14 protein-coding genes, 1 tRNA gene and 1 pseudogene are annotated in these 16,771 nt (G+C 41.0%); 6 read left to right on the forward strand and 10 right to left on the reverse strand.

The window, feature by feature from the left end; all coding sequences use genetic code 11:
- Window positions 1-24: 24 nt before the first annotated feature.
- Complete coding sequence (gene idi, locus Q0V26_RS12100; RefSeq protein WP_297481909.1) at window positions 25-558, forward strand: isopentenyl-diphosphate Delta-isomerase; 534 nt, start codon at window positions 25-27, stop codon at window positions 556-558.
- 50 nt (window positions 559-608) lie between these two features.
- Here the strand turns inward: idi and Q0V26_RS12105 are convergent, their stop codons facing one another.
- The 5 genes and pseudogenes from Q0V26_RS12105 to Q0V26_RS12125 form a co-directional block, all read right to left on the reverse strand.
- A complete protein-coding gene (locus Q0V26_RS12105) occupies window positions 609-995 on the reverse strand; it encodes a RidA family protein (protein WP_297481910.1) in 387 nt (128 codons plus the stop codon).
- 103 nt (window positions 996-1,098) lie between these two features.
- Window positions 1,099-1,569: an aspartate carbamoyltransferase regulatory subunit gene (pyrI, locus tag Q0V26_RS12110; RefSeq protein WP_297481911.1), complete on the reverse strand. Its 471-nt coding sequence runs from the start codon at window positions 1,567-1,569 to the stop codon at window positions 1,099-1,101.
- A 15-nt stretch (window positions 1,570-1,584) separates the two neighbouring features.
- Window positions 1,585-2,514 (reverse strand): aspartate carbamoyltransferase, encoded by a 930-nt coding sequence (gene pyrB, locus Q0V26_RS12115; protein WP_080158556.1) that lies wholly within the window; start codon window positions 2,512-2,514, stop codon window positions 1,585-1,587.
- 435 nt (window positions 2,515-2,949) lie between these two features.
- Window positions 2,950-3,960 carry an ornithine carbamoyltransferase gene (locus Q0V26_RS12120; protein ID WP_297481912.1) on the reverse strand — a complete coding sequence of 337 codons (1,011 nt, stop codon included), beginning with the start codon at window positions 3,958-3,960 and terminating at the stop codon, window positions 2,950-2,952.
- Between the two features lie 140 nt (window positions 3,961-4,100).
- Window positions 4,101-4,226 (reverse strand): annotated as a pseudogene (locus tag Q0V26_RS12125) (carbamate kinase); the annotation flags it as partial.
- A gap of 310 nt (window positions 4,227-4,536) precedes the next feature.
- On the opposite strand from Q0V26_RS12125, the gene rraB reads away from it, so the two are divergent.
- Window positions 4,537-4,935: a ribonuclease E inhibitor RraB gene (gene rraB / locus Q0V26_RS12130; protein WP_297481913.1), complete on the forward strand. Its 399-nt coding sequence runs from the start codon at window positions 4,537-4,539 to the stop codon at window positions 4,933-4,935.
- 202 nt (window positions 4,936-5,137) lie between these two features.
- A complete protein-coding gene (locus tag Q0V26_RS12135) occupies window positions 5,138-7,573 on the forward strand; it encodes a glycoside hydrolase family 2 protein (RefSeq protein WP_297481914.1) in 2,436 nt (811 codons plus the stop codon).
- A 53-nt stretch (window positions 7,574-7,626) separates the two neighbouring features.
- On the opposite strand, the gene Q0V26_RS12140 is transcribed toward Q0V26_RS12135, so the two are convergent.
- The 4 genes from Q0V26_RS12140 to pepA form a co-directional block, all read right to left on the reverse strand.
- Window positions 7,627-8,040: a DUF2061 domain-containing protein gene (locus tag Q0V26_RS12140; RefSeq protein WP_297481915.1), complete on the reverse strand. Its 414-nt coding sequence runs from the start codon at window positions 8,038-8,040 to the stop codon at window positions 7,627-7,629.
- Window positions 8,041-8,255: 215 nt separating this feature from the next.
- Window positions 8,256-11,117, reverse strand: a complete 2,862-nt coding sequence (locus Q0V26_RS12145; RefSeq protein ID WP_297481916.1) for a valine--tRNA ligase — start codon at window positions 11,115-11,117, stop codon at window positions 8,256-8,258.
- 33 nt (window positions 11,118-11,150) lie between these two features.
- The gene (locus tag Q0V26_RS12150; protein WP_297481917.1) at window positions 11,151-11,606 is read right to left on the reverse strand and encodes a DNA polymerase III subunit chi; all 456 of its coding nucleotides are present in this window, start codon (window positions 11,604-11,606) and stop codon (window positions 11,151-11,153) included.
- A gap of 48 nt (window positions 11,607-11,654) precedes the next feature.
- Window positions 11,655-13,163: a leucyl aminopeptidase gene (gene pepA, locus Q0V26_RS12155; protein ID WP_297481918.1), complete on the reverse strand. Its 1,509-nt coding sequence runs from the start codon at window positions 13,161-13,163 to the stop codon at window positions 11,655-11,657.
- A 194-nt stretch (window positions 13,164-13,357) separates the two neighbouring features.
- Between pepA and lptF the strand changes: the two genes are divergently transcribed.
- The gene (gene lptF, locus Q0V26_RS12160) at window positions 13,358-14,458 is read left to right on the forward strand and encodes an LPS export ABC transporter permease LptF (RefSeq protein WP_297481919.1); all 1,101 of its coding nucleotides are present in this window, start codon (window positions 13,358-13,360) and stop codon (window positions 14,456-14,458) included.
- The gene (lptG, locus tag Q0V26_RS12165) at window positions 14,458-15,531 is read left to right on the forward strand and encodes an LPS export ABC transporter permease LptG (RefSeq protein WP_297481920.1); all 1,074 of its coding nucleotides are present in this window, start codon (window positions 14,458-14,460) and stop codon (window positions 15,529-15,531) included. The genes lptF and lptG overlap by 1 nt, the downstream gene beginning before the upstream one ends.
- Before the next feature lie 63 nt (window positions 15,532-15,594).
- On the opposite strand, the gene Q0V26_RS12170 is transcribed toward lptG, so the two are convergent.
- Window positions 15,595-16,083, reverse strand: a complete 489-nt coding sequence (locus Q0V26_RS12170; protein ID WP_297481921.1) for an RDD family protein — start codon at window positions 16,081-16,083, stop codon at window positions 15,595-15,597.
- 240 nt (window positions 16,084-16,323) lie between these two features.
- Here Q0V26_RS12170 and Q0V26_RS12175 point away from each other — a divergent pair.
- Window positions 16,324-16,408 (forward strand) — tRNA-Leu (locus Q0V26_RS12175).
- Window positions 16,409-16,771: the final 363 nt, after the last annotated feature.

Consider the following 16,771-nt stretch of genomic DNA (forward strand, 5'->3'; position numbering starts at 1 on the left):
TGATATAAAAAGTAGAAGATAATCATGACTGAAGAATATGTAGTATTAGTAGATGAGCAGGGTCATGAACTTGGCCTTCAAGAAAAAATGCAAGCTCACTGTGATGGTACATTGCATTTGGCTTTCTCAGTATTACTTTATCGTGATACCCCTTCTGGGCGTGAGTACCTATTACATCAACGTGCATTAGAGAAATATCATAGTGGTGGTTTATGGACCAATACTTGTTGCTCTCATCCACGTCAAGGAGAGTCATTTAGCCAAGCGGGTATTCGTCGCTTACAAGAAGAAATGGGTATTACGTTACCAACGAAATTAACCGATGTAGGTCATTTTTGTTATTACGCTAAATTGGATAAGCAGCTAATTGAGCATGAATTAGATCATGTGCTGATAGCCAATGGTGATGGGTTAGTTTTTACACCTAATGCTGCGGAAGTGATGGCTTATCGTTGGTGGTCTATCGCGGAGTTGGAGTTGCAATTACGACAAGCACCGCAGTTGTTTACCGCATGGTTTGCGCAGGTGTTAGCCATTGTAGAACAGTCACATTCTTAAATCATAAAAAGCGATCACTAATTTCAGTCTCGTGATCGCTTTTTTAACGATTATTTACGTACTGCAATCGCTTCAATTTCAATTTTCACATCTTTAGGCAGACGCGCAACTTCAACACAAGAGCGAGCAGGGTAAGGTGCATTGTGCTCATCGAAAAATGCACCATAAACTTCATTTACTGCCCCAAAATCATTTAGATCTTTAACAAAGACAGTCATCTTCACGATATCAGCAACACCTAAGCCAGATGCTTCAACAACCGCTTTAACGTTATCTAATGATTGACGTGTTTGCGCTGCGATGTCTTCTGCAACTTCACCTGTTAGTGGATTAACAGGGATCTGGCCTGATGTTAGTATCATGCTACCAAGATCAACACCTTGTACGTAAGGACCGATTGCCGCTGGTGCTTGCTCTGTATGAAGAATTTTTGTCATGATTTATCCTATTTAATTATCATGAAAAGGCACAAATAATCGCCTTTAAGTGTTAATTGATATGGGGGCAAGAAAGCTTATATTCAACTAATGATCATCGTAATCAATGGCTATTACATTCAGTGACGATTTGGCGTGAGAACACTTTTTCGCAGTATTTACATTTTAGCTGAATATCTGATTTTTTAGTCAGCACTTTAAAGCCACTGTTAACGGGTTCGCCGTGTGATATACAGTTACTGTTTGGGCATTTGAAGATAGCACTGATAAATTCAGGTAGTGATAAATTTAGCTTTTTAACTACTTCATAATTTTCAATTTGATTAACCGTTGCCTTTGGTGCGTAAAGCGCTAATTGATTGGCTTGATCTTCAGTGACAAACACATTTTCAATTTTAATTAGATCTTTAGCACCTAGCGCAGAAGACGGCAAATTAAGCCCGATAGTGACACGCTCATTTGTACCATCGATATTAAATAATTTAAGAATCTTAATACCAATATTGGCTGGGATATGATCAATAACAGTACCGTTTTTAATTGCTTCAACTTTTAGTTGGGTTTCCTTAACCATGATCATCACACCTTTTTATAAAGTTTCATTAAGTACAAGAGCCAGTAACGCTTGACGCGCATAAACACCATTTTCTGCTTGTTGGAAGAAGTAAGCATATTTAGTCTTATCGACATCGACAGTGATTTCATCAACCCGTGGCAGTGGATGTAATACTTTTAGGTTGTCACGAGCGCTTTCTAACATGTTGGCGGTTAAAATATAAGCGGCTTTCATATGCACATATTCAGACTCATCAAAACGCTCTTTTTGAACACGAGTCATGTAAAGAATATCTAACTCAGGAATGACGTCTTCCATGTTGTTGTGCAAGCTGTAACTGATACCTGCATCATCCAATTCTTCACAAATATAATCAGGCATTGCCAATACTTCAGGGGCAATAAAGAAGAATTTAACATCATTAAACTTTGATAATGCTTGAGTTAATGAGTGTACGGTACGGCCATATTTTAAATCACCAACGAAGGCGATATTAATACCATCAAGTCGACCTTGGGTTTCATGAATAGTAAACAGATCCAACAAGGTTTGGGTTGGGTGTTGGTTTGCACCATCGCCACCATTGATAACAGGTACCCCATTAGAAAACTCAGACGCTAAACGTGCAGCCCCTTCTTGCGGATGACGCATAACAAATGCATCAACATAAGAAGTAATCACTTGCACTGAGTCAGATAATGTTTCGCCTTTATTCGCCAGCGATGTATTTCCTGGTGAATCAAAACCGACCACTGTGCCACCTAGGCGTTGGATAGCTGTTTCAAAAGAAAGACGGGTACGGGTCGATGGTTCAAAGAAGCAACTAGCGACGACTTTATTTTTAAGTAAGGTCGGGTTAGGTTCGGCTTTTAGTCTCGCAGCTGTATCAATAATAAGCTCTAGTTCTGCACGATTAAGCTCTGGTATAGAAATAATATGCTTTTTAAACAGCGAATTAGCCATGGCTTCTTTCCCCTATGATGGTTTAGTTAAATTGAAATACGGTTGTTGTTTGCTAAATTTTAGGCAAAAAAAAGCCCCCTATTAAAAGGAGGCTTTTTTTTGAAAAAGAGGAAAAATAAAATAACAAACTATCATCAGCGGATGATTACTGCGAGTCAATGTCATGTTCATGGTAGGGTTCATTTTTTATCTCTTGCTAGGCAAATTGCAAGGATTATACCGTCTATTTTTAATGGCGCAAGCGTTTGCGTTAACTATTCAATCTACGGATTTTTATGCAATTTCAGTTATGTGATTTTTGGTGTTTTTTTGTTCTTATTAATATGAAAAATAAAGATATTTATTTTTGTGTTGAATTTTATGTCTGCAAAAATATGCAGTTGCCGTTCAAGTGAACGGCAGGGTATTAATGGTAGTTACAACGAATATTGTTATTTAGTTGCCAAGTGTTGCGACCATTACCGCCTTGATTGTATGCATGCGGTTTTCTGCCTCATCAAACACAATTGAGTGGTCAGATTCAATCACTTCATCGGTCACTTCTACCCCTTTAGACAGCGTAGGGTAAGCTTGAGCAAGATCTTTTCCAACTGTGGTATCTTCACCATGGAAAGCAGGTAAACAGTGCATAAATTTCACATGTGGATTACCCGTTGCTTTTAACATTGCCATATTGACTTGGTATGGCAGCATTAAATTGATTCGCTTTGCCCATGCTTCTTTGGCTTCACCCATAGAAACCCACACATCGGTATAAAGGAAATCACACCCTTGAACACCTTCTTGAATGTCTTCTGTCATGGTGATTTTAGCGCCTGTTTCAGCAGAGATCTCACGACATTGAGCGACAAGTTCAGCATCAGGCCAAAAAGCTTTTGGTGCGACAAGGCGAATATCCATCCCCATTTTTGCAGCACCAACCATTAATGAATTACCCATGTTATTGCGTGCATCACCTAGGTAAGCAAATGATATTTCATGTAATGCTTTGCCGCGGCCGTGTTCTTGCATCGTTAGGAAGTCTGCTAAAATTTGCGTTGGGTGGAATTCATCAGTTAAACCATTCCACACTGGCACTCCTGCATATGCGCCAAGTTCTTCAACAATAGCTTGTCCAAAACCACGGTATTCAATGCCATCGTACATACGACCTAATACACGAGCGGTGTCTTTCATTGATTCTTTGTGACCAATTTGAGAACCAGAAGGGCCTAAATAAGAAACTTGAGCGCCTTGGTCAAAAGCGGCAACTTCAAATGCACAACGCGTACGGGTTGAGGTTTTTTCAAAGATCAATGCAATGTTTTTACCTTTAAGGCGAGGTTGCTCATAGCCATTGTATTTTGCTTTTTTTAATTCAGCCGATAGTTCAAGTAAATGTTGAATCTCACGAGGAGTGAAATCAAGTAATTTTAGGAAGTTACGATTACGAAGATTAAAAGCCATGATGTATCCCTCTTAAGGTTCAGTATCTCTTCGACTGAATCTTTTATGTTATGGTTGAGTTACTCGACAATGTTTAATGTTAATAATATGTGTATCTTATTTTTTATTGTTTGTGAATAGTTATTCTGCTTATCTGCAATAATATTTGTCCCTGTGAGATCTTTTAGAATCTCTAAGTCGTCATGTAATGCACCGATACCGACTAATTTGCCACCTCGCTTAATAAATTCGCAGGAAGTTTCAATCTTGGGTCCTATTGAGTCTGCCCAATCAAGATAAACGGCATTAGTATCGACATGATTTTTCGATTAAGGGATATTAGTGTAAAAAATGGGTGGCTATGCGAATAATGGGTATACGAAATGCGGATAAGGGCTGATGCTGCGGCTATTGTTGAATTAATATTGAAATAAGCACGGAATATTATGCGTTATGGTGAGTATTTAGTGGTTTAACGTTAATTTATCAACGCTTGATTAAGACCAATTTAGGCTTGGTGGATGCGTAACATATGGTAATTGAGTGCAAACCATGCGATATTTGCCAGCAAATTTATTCCATAGGTGGAGTGATACCATGTCTTACGCAGAATTGATTGCAGAGCAAAAAGAAGAAACGCGCGAAATTATCGCTGCATTACTTGAAGATGGCAGTGAGCCAGAGGCGCTTTACACTATTGAGCACCACTTCTCTGCTGACACATTTGAAGAACTAGAAGCCGCAGCGGTTGAAGCATTTAAACTTGGTTTTAATGTTTTAGAAGCAGAAGAGCTAGAGCTTGATCCTGAAGATGGCGGTGGCAAGGTTGTATGTTTTGATGCAGTCATGGAGTCAGCTCTAAACGCTGATCTTATTGATGAGCAAGCTGAAAAGCTCATCAAACTAGCTGAAAAACACAGCATTGATTATGACGGTTGGGGTACCTACTTCGAATCTGACCAAGATGATGAAGAAGAGAGCGAAGACGAAGAATAAGTCGTCATAATACCACTCTGTTCTAAAAAGCTGGCATTTTGCTGGCTTTTTCTACTTTTTGGCGGTGATATCAAATTTTGATATCCACGATATGATAGAAATTTACCCGTGATCACTGTCTGTAATCACGACGCGTGTAAATCTTTCCGTTTATCCTCACAAATTTAAATCATACTGAATAGCTTCAGTATTGGAGTGATTGATGACAATCTCACTTAATGGTCAGTGGTTGCTTGCGTGTATTCAACGTCCTGCAATTCAAGACCTTCATATTGATTTGCCGGGTGATGTTCATTCGGCATTATATGCAGCCGAAGAAATCCCTGATCCGTATTGGGCAACCAATGAAAAAAAAGTTCAGTGGGTCGGTGAGTGCGACTGGATTGTCAGCCGCCACTTTGAATTAACAGCTGAACAACTAACGTGTAATGCCATGGATTTGGTATTAGATCAGCTTGATACGGTTGCTGAGATTCGTATTAATGGCCATACCGTTGCTAATTTTACGAATATGTTCATGCGTCATAAGGTGGATGTATTAAGTTGTTTACAAGCAGGCACTAACCGTATTGAAATTGTGTTGCACCGTGCTGATTTAGCTGCTAAAAATCGTGCAGACAAATTGCCGTTTCCATTACCATGGGCTGAAGGTAATAATCAAATTCCGTTTATGAATACGTTGCGCAAGCCTCAATTCCATAGTGGTTGGGATTGGAGTATTTGTCTGTCGGTATTGGGTGTTTATGGTGACATTGTGCTACAGCCTATTGAGCATGTACGTATTAGTCATTTAGCAACTAAACAGAAGTGGAATCAACAAGAGTGTGAGTTAGCGGTTACTTTACATTATGAAGTTGTTTCTGAAAAAGGGTTGGCGAATGCGTCAGTTACCTTTGATGGACAAACTTTCCACCTTACGCTTGATCGCGAAGCAACCAAAGCCAGTGTTATTTTCCGGATTGATAATCCCCGTCATTGGTGGCCTGCTGGCTACGGTAAGCAACGGTTATATAAATTAGCTTTAGAAGCTGATGGGGTTGCCATTACCAAGCAAATTGGCTTACGTAAGTTAGAATTAGTCACTGAAGATGATGATCACGGCCAAAGTATGGTGGTGATGGTTAATGATGTACCCATTTCTGCCCGTGGTGCGAATTGGATTCCGTTAGATACAATGCCTGCGCGAATGAGTGAACAGCGTTACCGTAGTTTATTAACCGATGCAGCTGCGGCCAACATGAATATGCTTCGTGTTTGGGGGGGTGGTATGTATGAAAAAGACATTTTTTATAATATCTGTGATGAATTAGGGCTACTTGTTTGGCAAGATTTGATGTTTGCCAATGCGCTGTATCCATCAACCCCTGATTTTATTGCAGAAGTTGAACAAGAAGTCGAATATCAAGTTCGACGTTTAAAAGATCATCCAAGTTTAGCGTTGTGGTGCGGTGATAATGACGTGTTGGGGGCGATTAATCGTGATCCTGAATCTCGTCAACATCGAGAGAAGCATTTACTTAATTATGATCGTCTTAATCGTACTTTAGCTGAGGTGGTTGAACGTGAAGATCCCTCACGTCGTTTTTGGGCAAGTTCACCGTGTAACGGTGAATTAGACATTATCGATTCGTGGCATCATGACCCTCAACGGGGTGATATGCATTGTTGGGATGTGTGGGATAGTGGTAAAGAGTTTGATGCTTACCTTCAAGTTACCCCTCGTTTTTGTTCAGAATTTGGTTTTCAATCTTGGCCTTCGCTGCCAACGGTAAAGAGTTTCTTACCTGAGCAAGATTGGAATATAAGCTCGCCAAGTTTTGAGAATCATCAAAAAAGCAATCATGGTAATTCGATCATTACTGAGATGTTTACCCGTTATTTCCGGTTTCCAAACGGATTCGTTAATATGCTGTATTTATCGCAAGTGCAACAAGCATTGGCGGTGAAAACAGCGGCTGAATATTGGCGTACTCAAAAACCGATTAACCGTGGAATGTTGTTTTGGCAATTAAATGATTGCTGGCCTGTGAGCTCATGGTCATCATTAGAATACAGCGGCCGTTGGAAACAATTGCATTACCATGCGCGACGCTTCTTTGCGCCGCAAATCGCCACGTTTACTCGTGATCAACAAGGACTTAAATTACACCTCGTTAATGATGGCCGTAAAAATACTGAGTTAAAAGGCGAAGTGGTATGGCAAAGCTGGGAAGGGGAAATTCTTTATCGCGAGCCGATTGCTCAATATTTAGAAGCCGACTCAACCAAAGTGGTATGGGAGTGGCTAAATGAAGATTTAGACGGCCATGAACAAGACGGTTTTTTCCATGTACATTTACATAGTGGCCAACAATTAATTGAAAACACGTGGTTTCCAGCGCGTCCTAAATACTGTGAGTTAGCTTGTCCTGATTTACGGTTTGAAGTTGCAGAGCACAATAATGATATCGTGGTGATGCTAAGTAGCAGTAAGCCCGCTTTCTTTGTGCATTTGGAATTTGAGGGTGAAGGTCGATTTGAAGACTCAAGTTTCACTCTAGTACCGGAACACCAACGTCAAATTAAATACATTGGCTCAGCAAGCTATGATGAAGTGGCACAAGGGTTACGTGTCTATCACCTAAAACAAAGCTACTAACCATCGCTTAATAAAACCCTGCTTGTGACTAGTTACCAGCAGGGTTTTGCGTTTTAATGATGCAAACACACCATCATTGACATTAATTGCTGAGGTGCATTTTGATGATGCTGCTTTTTTTGCCACACTCGTTCGTGCAGGTAATAAGCCAAGGTATTGATTGTTGGCTCGATCATTGCCATGGTGCTACCAATAAGAATATCTCCCGTTAATAAATACACCACTGTAAAAGCGACACTAAAATGCAATATAGCGAAACTGATTGTCTTTTTACTTGGCGAAGAATATTGGGTTTGAACAAGCTTTTTGGTTTGCCATACTTTTTCGTGGAAGTAGAAGGCAACGGTATTAACCATGGGTTCTATTAAAGCAATCAGGCCACCGATCAAAAGATTTCCCGTTAATAGGAATGCCACACTAAAAGCAACGGTAAAATGGATAATGGCAAAACTGAGGGTCTTTTTCATAAGGTCAATCTCATTAATTTGATGTAATGAGTATTACAAACTTACTTCAATAGGTAAATTTGGTATTTTATATATCACTAATAGATAAAAGCTATCATTAGCCCGTATTTTTAAGCGAGCAGTGTTTTTAAAATGATGGGGGAATTGTGCCGTTGAGGGAAATAAAAAAACCGACGTCAAAGCGTCGGTTTTTTATTTATTCAGTAAATAATAACTTATAGCGCAGCAATCGTTGCTTTTTGCTCCGTCAGTTTAACCAGTGTTTCTTCATAACCTGCTAACTTTTCACGTTCTTTAGTGATTACGATTTCAGGCGCTTTAGCAACAAAACCTTCGTTGCTTAGCTTGCCAGAAGTACGTTTGATTTCGCCTTCCATTTTCGCAATTTCTTTATCTAAACGTGCTAGTTCTGCATCTTTATCGATCAGACCCGCCATTGGGATCATCAATTCAGATTTACCCACAAGTGCTGTTGCACAAGCTGGTGTTGCTTCACCGTCAGCCAATACGTTAACTTCTTCTAGTTTTGCTAGAGATTTCAGTACGGTTAGGTTTGCTTCAACGCGTGCGGTATCAGCGGCATCTGCGACTTTTAGCATGACTGATAATGGCTTGCTCGGTGCGATATCATATTCAGCACGTAGGTTACGAATACTCGTGATAAACGCTTTAACAAACTCAATGTCAGTGATTGCTGCTTGATCAAATTGCGCTTCATCAAACTGAGGCAATGCTTGGTTCATGATAGTTTCACCTTCAACACCGTCAACCAGCGGCTTAACGCTCTGCCAGATTGATTCAGTGATGTAAGGAAGAACTGGGTGCGCAAGACGTAATGTCTTCTCAAGTACTGTGATTAGCGTATGACGCGTTGCACGTTGTTGTGCTTCAGTACCTTTCCATAGAACAGGTTTCGTTAGCTCTAAGTACCAGTCACAGAATTGGTTCCAGATGAACTCATAAAGTACACCTGCTGCCATGTCGAGGCGGAAGTTATCAATATGGGTATTGAATTCTTTTGCCGCTAGTTGGAATTGTGATTCAATCCACTTATCAGCAACTGAGTATTCAAGTTCGCTACCCGCAGCGAAACCACAATCTTGATCTTCTGTGTTCATCAGTACGTAACGGCTTGCGTTCCATAGCTTGTTACAGAAGTTACGGTAACCTTCAAGACGCTTCATGTCCCAGTTGATGTCACGGCCAGTAGAGGCCATAGCAGCAAGAGTGAAACGTAGCGCATCGGTACCGTATGGTTCAATACCTGCTTCAAATGTCTTACGAGTGGCTTTTTCAATCTTCGCTGCAAGTTGTGGTTGCATCATGTTGCCACAACGCTTCTCTACTAGAGACTCAAGATCAATACCGTCGATCATGTCGATAGGGTCGATTACGTTACCCTTAGACTTAGACATTTTATCGCCATTTTCGTCACGGATAAGACCGGTTACGTAAACAGTTTTAAACGGTACTTGTGCTTTGCCGTCTTCATCTTTACAGAAGTGCATGGTCATCATGATCATACGTGCAACCCAGAAGAAGATGATATCAAAACCGGTTACCAATACATCAGATGGGTGGAAGGTTTGAAGATCAGCGGTATTTTCTGGCCAGCCCTGAGTACCAAATGTCCATAGTGCTGAAGAGAACCATGTATCAAGTACGTCGTTGTCTTGGTTTAGTACCACAACTGGAGCAAGGTTATGTTTTTCACGTACTTCAGCTTCGTTACGACCAACATAAACATTACCGTCGTTATCGTACCAAGCTGGAATACGGTGACCCCACCACAACTGACGTGAAATACACCAATCTTGAATGTCACGCATCCATGAGTAGTACATGTTTTCGTACTGCTTAGGAACAAATTGGATATCGCCATTTTCAACGGCTTTAATCGCAGGTTCAGCTAATGGTGCTGCGCGAACATACCATTGTGCTGTTAGCATTGGTTCAATAACCACGCCACCACGATCGCCATAAGGAATGGTTAGATCATGATCTTTAATTTCTTCTAACAGGCCGAGCTCGTCAAATTCAGCAACGATAGCTTTACGGGCTGCAAAACGCTCCATACCTTGGTATTTCGCAGGGATTTCAGTGCTGTAAACATCACTTTCTTCGCCGTTAGTGGTGAAGACTTCAGCTGCATCACGAATATCAGCGTTAAAGGTTAGGATGTTGATCATTGGTAGGCTATGACGCTTGCCTACTTCGTAGTCGTTGAAATCGTGTGCTGGGGTGATTTTTACACAACCAGTACCTTTATCCATGTCCGCATGCTCATCACCTAAAATAGGGATGCGACGGCCAACGATAGGTAGAATGATTTCTTTGCCGATCAGATCTTTATAACGTGGATCTTCAGGGTTTACCGCAACACCTGTATCACCCAGCATGGTTTCTGGACGGGTTGTTGCTACCACAATGTAGTCTTTACCATCTGCTGTTTGTACGCCATCAGCAAGTGGGTAACGGAAGTGCCACATGTGACCTTTAACATCTTTGTTTTCAACTTCGATGTCAGAGATTGCTGTGTGTAGTTTTGGATCCCAGTTAACCAGACGCTTACCACGGTAAAGTAGATCTTCTTGGTAAAGGCGAACGAAAACTTCTTGAACTGCATTTGATAGACCATCATCCATCGTGAAGCGCTCACGATCCCAGTCTACAGATGCGCCAAGGCGACGAAGCTGTTTGGTGATAGTGCCACCAGATTCGTTTTTCCATTCCCAGATCTTATCGATGAAAGCATCACGACCGTAGTCATGTTTAGTTTTGCCTTCTTCAGCAGCGATCTTACGCTCCACAACCATTTGGGTAGCAATACCTGCGTGGTCAGTACCAACCTGCCATAGGGTGTTTTTACCTTTCATACGCTCACAACGGATCAGGGTATCCATAATGGTATCCTGGAACGCGTGGCCCATGTGTAGGCTGCCTGTGACGTTTGGTGGCGGGATCATAATGCTGTAAGCATCTTTAGATGTATCACCATGAGGCTTAAAGTAACCAGCCTCTTCCCAGCGCTGATAAAGCGCTTGTTCAATTGATTGTGGGTTGTATGTCTTTTCCATAGCGCTCTTAGAAGGATTCTATTCTATGTGGAATTAAGGCGTCTCAGTAACAGCATTGGCAGTCGTAATTTGAATGCCAGCAAGGCGATAAGCCTTGTAACGCTCGCGCGCTTGCTGTTTGAGCGTTTCATCGCAAGGGACAAAGTCTACCACTTGTGCAAAGCTAACCGCAAAATTTGCGACAATTTCGGCTAAATTAATTAATACTGCGCGGTGTCCGCTATAACGTAAACCGGGCCAACCAATCTCAACCGGCGATCCGCCTCTTGGTCCTTCTCCAAGTAAATTGTGAGGGATAAAGTTGTCGGGATCTTGTTGCCATAGATATTCATCTATTTTTTCTGCTTGTTGTTTATCTGCTGCAAGTAAGTAAACACGTAATCCTTGACGGTAACTCATGGCTGCGCAACAACAAGCAAAATGCCACTGAAAATCACCATCAGAGTCATCTTGCTTATCATCTAATATATAAAACGTAGCATGAGTCATAAATTAATGTCCTAAAAGAAAAGGGCCAATGGCCCTTTTCTGAATGTCTTATTCGACAATCTCTTGGCCTGCTCGATTGAGAAGGAATTGGACCAACAATGGCACGGGACGTCCAGTTGAGCCTTTTGCAGCACCGCCTTTCCAAGCTGTGCCTGCAATATCAAGGTGAGCCCAGTTGTATTTCTTGGTAAAACGCGACAAGAAACAACCCGCCGTAATGGTACCAGCACCTGGTGAGCCTAAGTTCGCCATATCAGCAAATGGGCTAGCAATTTGCTCTTGGTACTCATCACTCATCGGTAGACGCCAAGCACGATCGCCAGCTTGTTCTGAGGCATTAATTAACTCATGCGCTAATGGATTATGGTTACCCATTAAGCCACTAATATGATGACCAAGGGCCATCACACATGCGCCCGTTAATGTGGCTACATCAACCACACATTCTGGCTCAAAACGCTCAACGTAAGTTAATGCATCACATAATACCAATCGACCTTCGGCATCGGTATTTAACACTTCAACCGTCTGACCTGACATGGTGGTTAAAATATCACCGGGGCGATAAGCATTACCACCGGGCATATTTTCACAACCCGCCAGTACACCGACAACATTAATCGGTAGATTTAGTTTTGCCAGTGCCTTCATGGTACCAAACACAGATGCAGCACCACACATGTCGTACTTCATCTCATCCATTTGTGCGCCAGGTTTGATAGAAATACCGCCTGAATCAAAAGTTAAACCTTTACCCACAAGAACAATGGGTTTGGTTTCAGGATCAGGATGGCCTTTGTATTCAATAACTGACATCATGGCTTCGTTTTTAGAGCCTTGACCAACAGCAAGGTATGATGTCATACCTAAAGTTGCCATTTCTTGCTCACCAATAATTTTAGTACTTACCGTTTCAAAATCATCAGCTAAACGACGTGCCTGTGAGGCTAAATAAGCAGGATTGGCAACGTTAGGTGGCATATTACCAAGGTCTTTACTGGCTTTAACACCCGATGAAATAGCAAGACCATGTGCAATAGCACGTTCGCCCAAAGAAAGCTCACGGCGAGTGGGTACATTAAAAACTAACTTGCGTAGTGGACGGCGCGTCTCTGGCTTGTTACTTTTAAACTGGTTAAAGGTATAAAGGCTATCTTTAGTCGTTTCTACTGCTTGACGTACTTTCCAGTAGGTATCGCGACCTTTAACATGTAGCTCGGTTAGGAAACATACCGCTTCCATTGAGCCAGTTTCATTTAAGGTGCTAATGGTTTTCTTGATGATTTGTTTGTATTGGCGTTCGTCAAGTTCACGCTCTTTACCACAACCAACAAGTAGTACTCGTTCTGACAATACGTTGGGAACATGGTGTAATAACAACATCTGTCCTGGTTTACCTTCAAGGTCACCACGACGTAATAATGAGCTAATGTAGCCATCACTAATTTTGTCTAGCTGTTCCGCGATTGGAGAAAGGCGACGTGGTTCAAATACGCCCACGACAATACATGCACTGCGCTGTTTTTCGGGGCTACCGCTTTTGACACTGAACTCCATGCGTACTCCTAACATCCTATAAAGACAATTAACGCTAAATGTTAGATAATACCACACTTGCTTGCTCTGCCGAGATTTCGGTATAGGCTTAAAGCGCGGACTTACATTCAGCCGAAAGATAAAAAAATAACTAATTTAACCAAAAACTATAGTGATTCCATCAAAAAAACAAGTTTTCTATGGGAATATAACGCGTGATTATTGTTAGGTATTTGACGAGAGAGACAGTAAAAAGCCAATTAGCAGTACTTTTTGTGCTTTTTCTTGTCTTTATTAGCCAAAAGTTCATTCGCATTTTAGCACAAGCGACGGATGGTTCGATTCCGAGCGATCTGATTGTGACTTTAATGGGGCTTTCTATTCCGGCAATGGCATTGCTGATGTTACCACTGAGTTTATATATTGGTATTTTGCTTACATTTGGCCGTTTGTACGCTGAAAGTGAAATTACTGTAATGAGCGCCACTGGCATGGGGAATAAATTTCTTATTCGTGCCGCATTAGCATTAGCTTTAATTACGGGCTCGATAGCCACCGCTAATGCATTATGGGTTGCGCCGTGGGCTCAAAATAAAATTGAACAGATTACCGATCAAGCTAAGGCTGATCCGGGGTTAAATATGTTGGTCAAAGGAACATTCCAAATGACACCTAATGGTTCAGGGGTGGTATTTGTTAATGACATTACCGACAAAGGTTCCAAATTACATAAAGTATTTATTGCCCAATTAAAAGCGCAAGATTCATTACAACCGAGTGTGATGGTGGCTGATCGTGGCTTTGTCACCGAACAAGCTGACGGTCGCCAAATGTTAGACCTTCAGCAAGGTACCCGTTATGAAGGTGTACCCACTAAACTCAATTATGCCATTACACAGTTTGATAATTACCAAGCGTTAATTGGTCAACGTAAAGTAAAACAAGGCTCTCGTGACTGGGAAGCGAAAACGACCACTGAATTATTAAAAGATCCAAGTTTAGCGGCAACTGCTGAATTGCAATGGCGATTATCGTTGATTTTATGTATTCCATTATTAGTTATGATTGTGGTGCCATTATCTGCGGTTAACCCTCGTCAGGGACGTTTTGCTAAATTAGCGCCTGCGGTATTAATTTATTTAGCGTATTTCTTAGCAATATCATCGGCAAAATCTGCGATTGAAGATGGTTTTATTCCTGGTTGGATGGGAATGTGGCCGATTAATATTGGCGCGTTATTGATCGCAATCGCTTTAAATAGCTGGGATAGTTTACCGATTCGACGCCTCAAAGATAAATTACGGAGACGTGATTAATGTTTAAAATTCTCGACTGGTATATTGGCCGAACTATTATTGCAACATCGGCATTAACCTTATCAACTCTCGTCGGACTCTCTGCCATCATTAAATATGTTGAGCAGCTACGTAAAGTCGGTCAAGGCAGTTATGATTTACTCAAAGCATTGTATTTTGTGTTGTTATCCATGCCACAAGATATCGTAACATTTTTCCCGATGGCGGTATTACTTGGTGCTTTGATTGGTCTGGGTATGTTGGCATCAAGCTCTGAGCTGGTGGTGATGCAAGCGGCAGGTTTTTCTAAGTTAGATATTGGTTTATCAACCTTGAAAACCGCAGTGCCGTTAATGATCATTGTGACGTTACTTGGGCAATGGGGCGCACCGCAAGCGCAAAAGTCAGCGCGTGAGCTGCGAGCTTTATGGATCAGTGGCGGCAGTATGCTATCGGTTCAAAGTGGTGTGTGGGCAAAAGATGACAATGATTTTATTTATCTTGGCCGTGTGCACGATAAAAACCAAATAGATGTGGTCAACATTTGGCAATTTAATAGCCAAGACAAATTACTTGATGTGATATCTGCAAAAACAGCAATTTATGACGCGAAACTTGGCTGGACGATGCATAATGTGACTGTAACGGATATGACTAACAAGGCGCAGATTACCAATACTCATTATGATACTAAGAAATGGGAAACAACGTTAACCCCTGATAAGTTAGCGGTGGTTACGGTTAAACCAGAAGAGCTATCACTGTCAGGGTTATATGATTATGTGGGTTATTTAAAAGAATCTAAGCAAGATGCAATGCGTTATGAACTCGCCTTTTGGCGTAAAGCACTGCAACCTGTCTCTATTGGTGTCATGATGTTGCTAGCATTATCATTTGTCTTTGGGCCGTTACGCTCGGTGACGATGGGAGCGCGCGTGTTATCTGGAGTTATCTTTGGATTTGCATTTTATATTTCCAATGAAGTTTTTGGCCCGATGAGCTTAGTCTATAATTTACCCCCGGTTATTGGTGCTCTTGCGCCTAGTTTGGTGTTTTTAGCTATCACGATTTATTTACTTCGACGTAAATTATAGCGACTAAAAAAGGAGCCAAAGGGCTCCTTTTTATTACTGGTTTTTATTAAGACAGATGATGTATTAATGTACTTTTTTAGTTACGACCATTTCACATTCCGCCATAATATCTTGCATTGAACGGCGCTTATTATTAAAGGCAAGTAAGTTACCTAAACCAAATGCTGATGTTGCAATACGAATAAAAGCTTGAGTAATTTTAATGCGAGATCCATCTTCATTTTGAAGCTTGAGTTTCCACGCTCGCATACCTAATGTTTGTCCTGCTTGAGTCCAGAAGTAGCTATAAAAACCAATAATAACGATAGCAAGGTAAGCGCTATATAACATGCTGGCGGTCGGATCTGAAATTAAATAGTCACTAGCATCTTGGTAGTCACCTAATGTAAGCACACCCAAATGAAGCAGTGCTGCAACAATCACCATCGCTAGCGCACCTGCAACCATTAAAATAGCAGCGACGATAATTGTATCGTAGAACCAAGCACCTAAACGACGCAATAAGCTAGGGTATTGGTGTGAAATAGTAGTTTGTTGTTTCTTTTTCTGCATGACGATTCCAGTATCAGTAATGGTTGAGCTAATCCTTATTGTCGGCAGTGTAGCAGTAACTAAATGGGAATGAATGGACTAAATTGCTACAAAATATATTCATTCCTGTATTAGCGATGGTTTGATTAGCAGCAATACAATCAATCTAGTTTAAAAAAACAACGGTCTGGTATTTATATTATAAAAATTCTAGCTAATTGCTTGCGCATCAACATGATATCCGTATAATAGCCGCCATAAGCCCGAGTGGTGAAATTGGTATACACGACGGATTCAAAATCCGTTTCCTTCGGGAGTGACGGTTCAAGTCCGTCCTCGGGCACCAAATTTCAGAGAAAAGCCTTAATCGTAAGATTGAGGCTTTTTTTTTGCCCCATTATTATTCCAACTTTCTTAAGTTCGCTTTTCACCTTGTCATCAATCAAAGGAAAGCGGGTTTAAGTCCCTTTGATGATTACGATTTATTATCTCTTTTTTTCTATCTATGATATTGGTTTATATTACTGTTGCTATTGGATCTCGATGAATGAAGAGAGTTTTATGTTATTGTTTTTAATGTTCAATATCATATACGTTGAGTTAGCTATTTCTAGGCCAGTTTTATGGCTATCTAGCTCGTTAAAAAATAACTATTCATCAATACTTGTTAAAAATTTTCAGCTGGCGATAATGCGATATTATAAATAAG

The organism is uncultured Photobacterium sp., from assembly GCF_947039875.1.
Lineage (GTDB): Bacteria > Pseudomonadota > Gammaproteobacteria > Enterobacterales > Vibrionaceae > Photobacterium.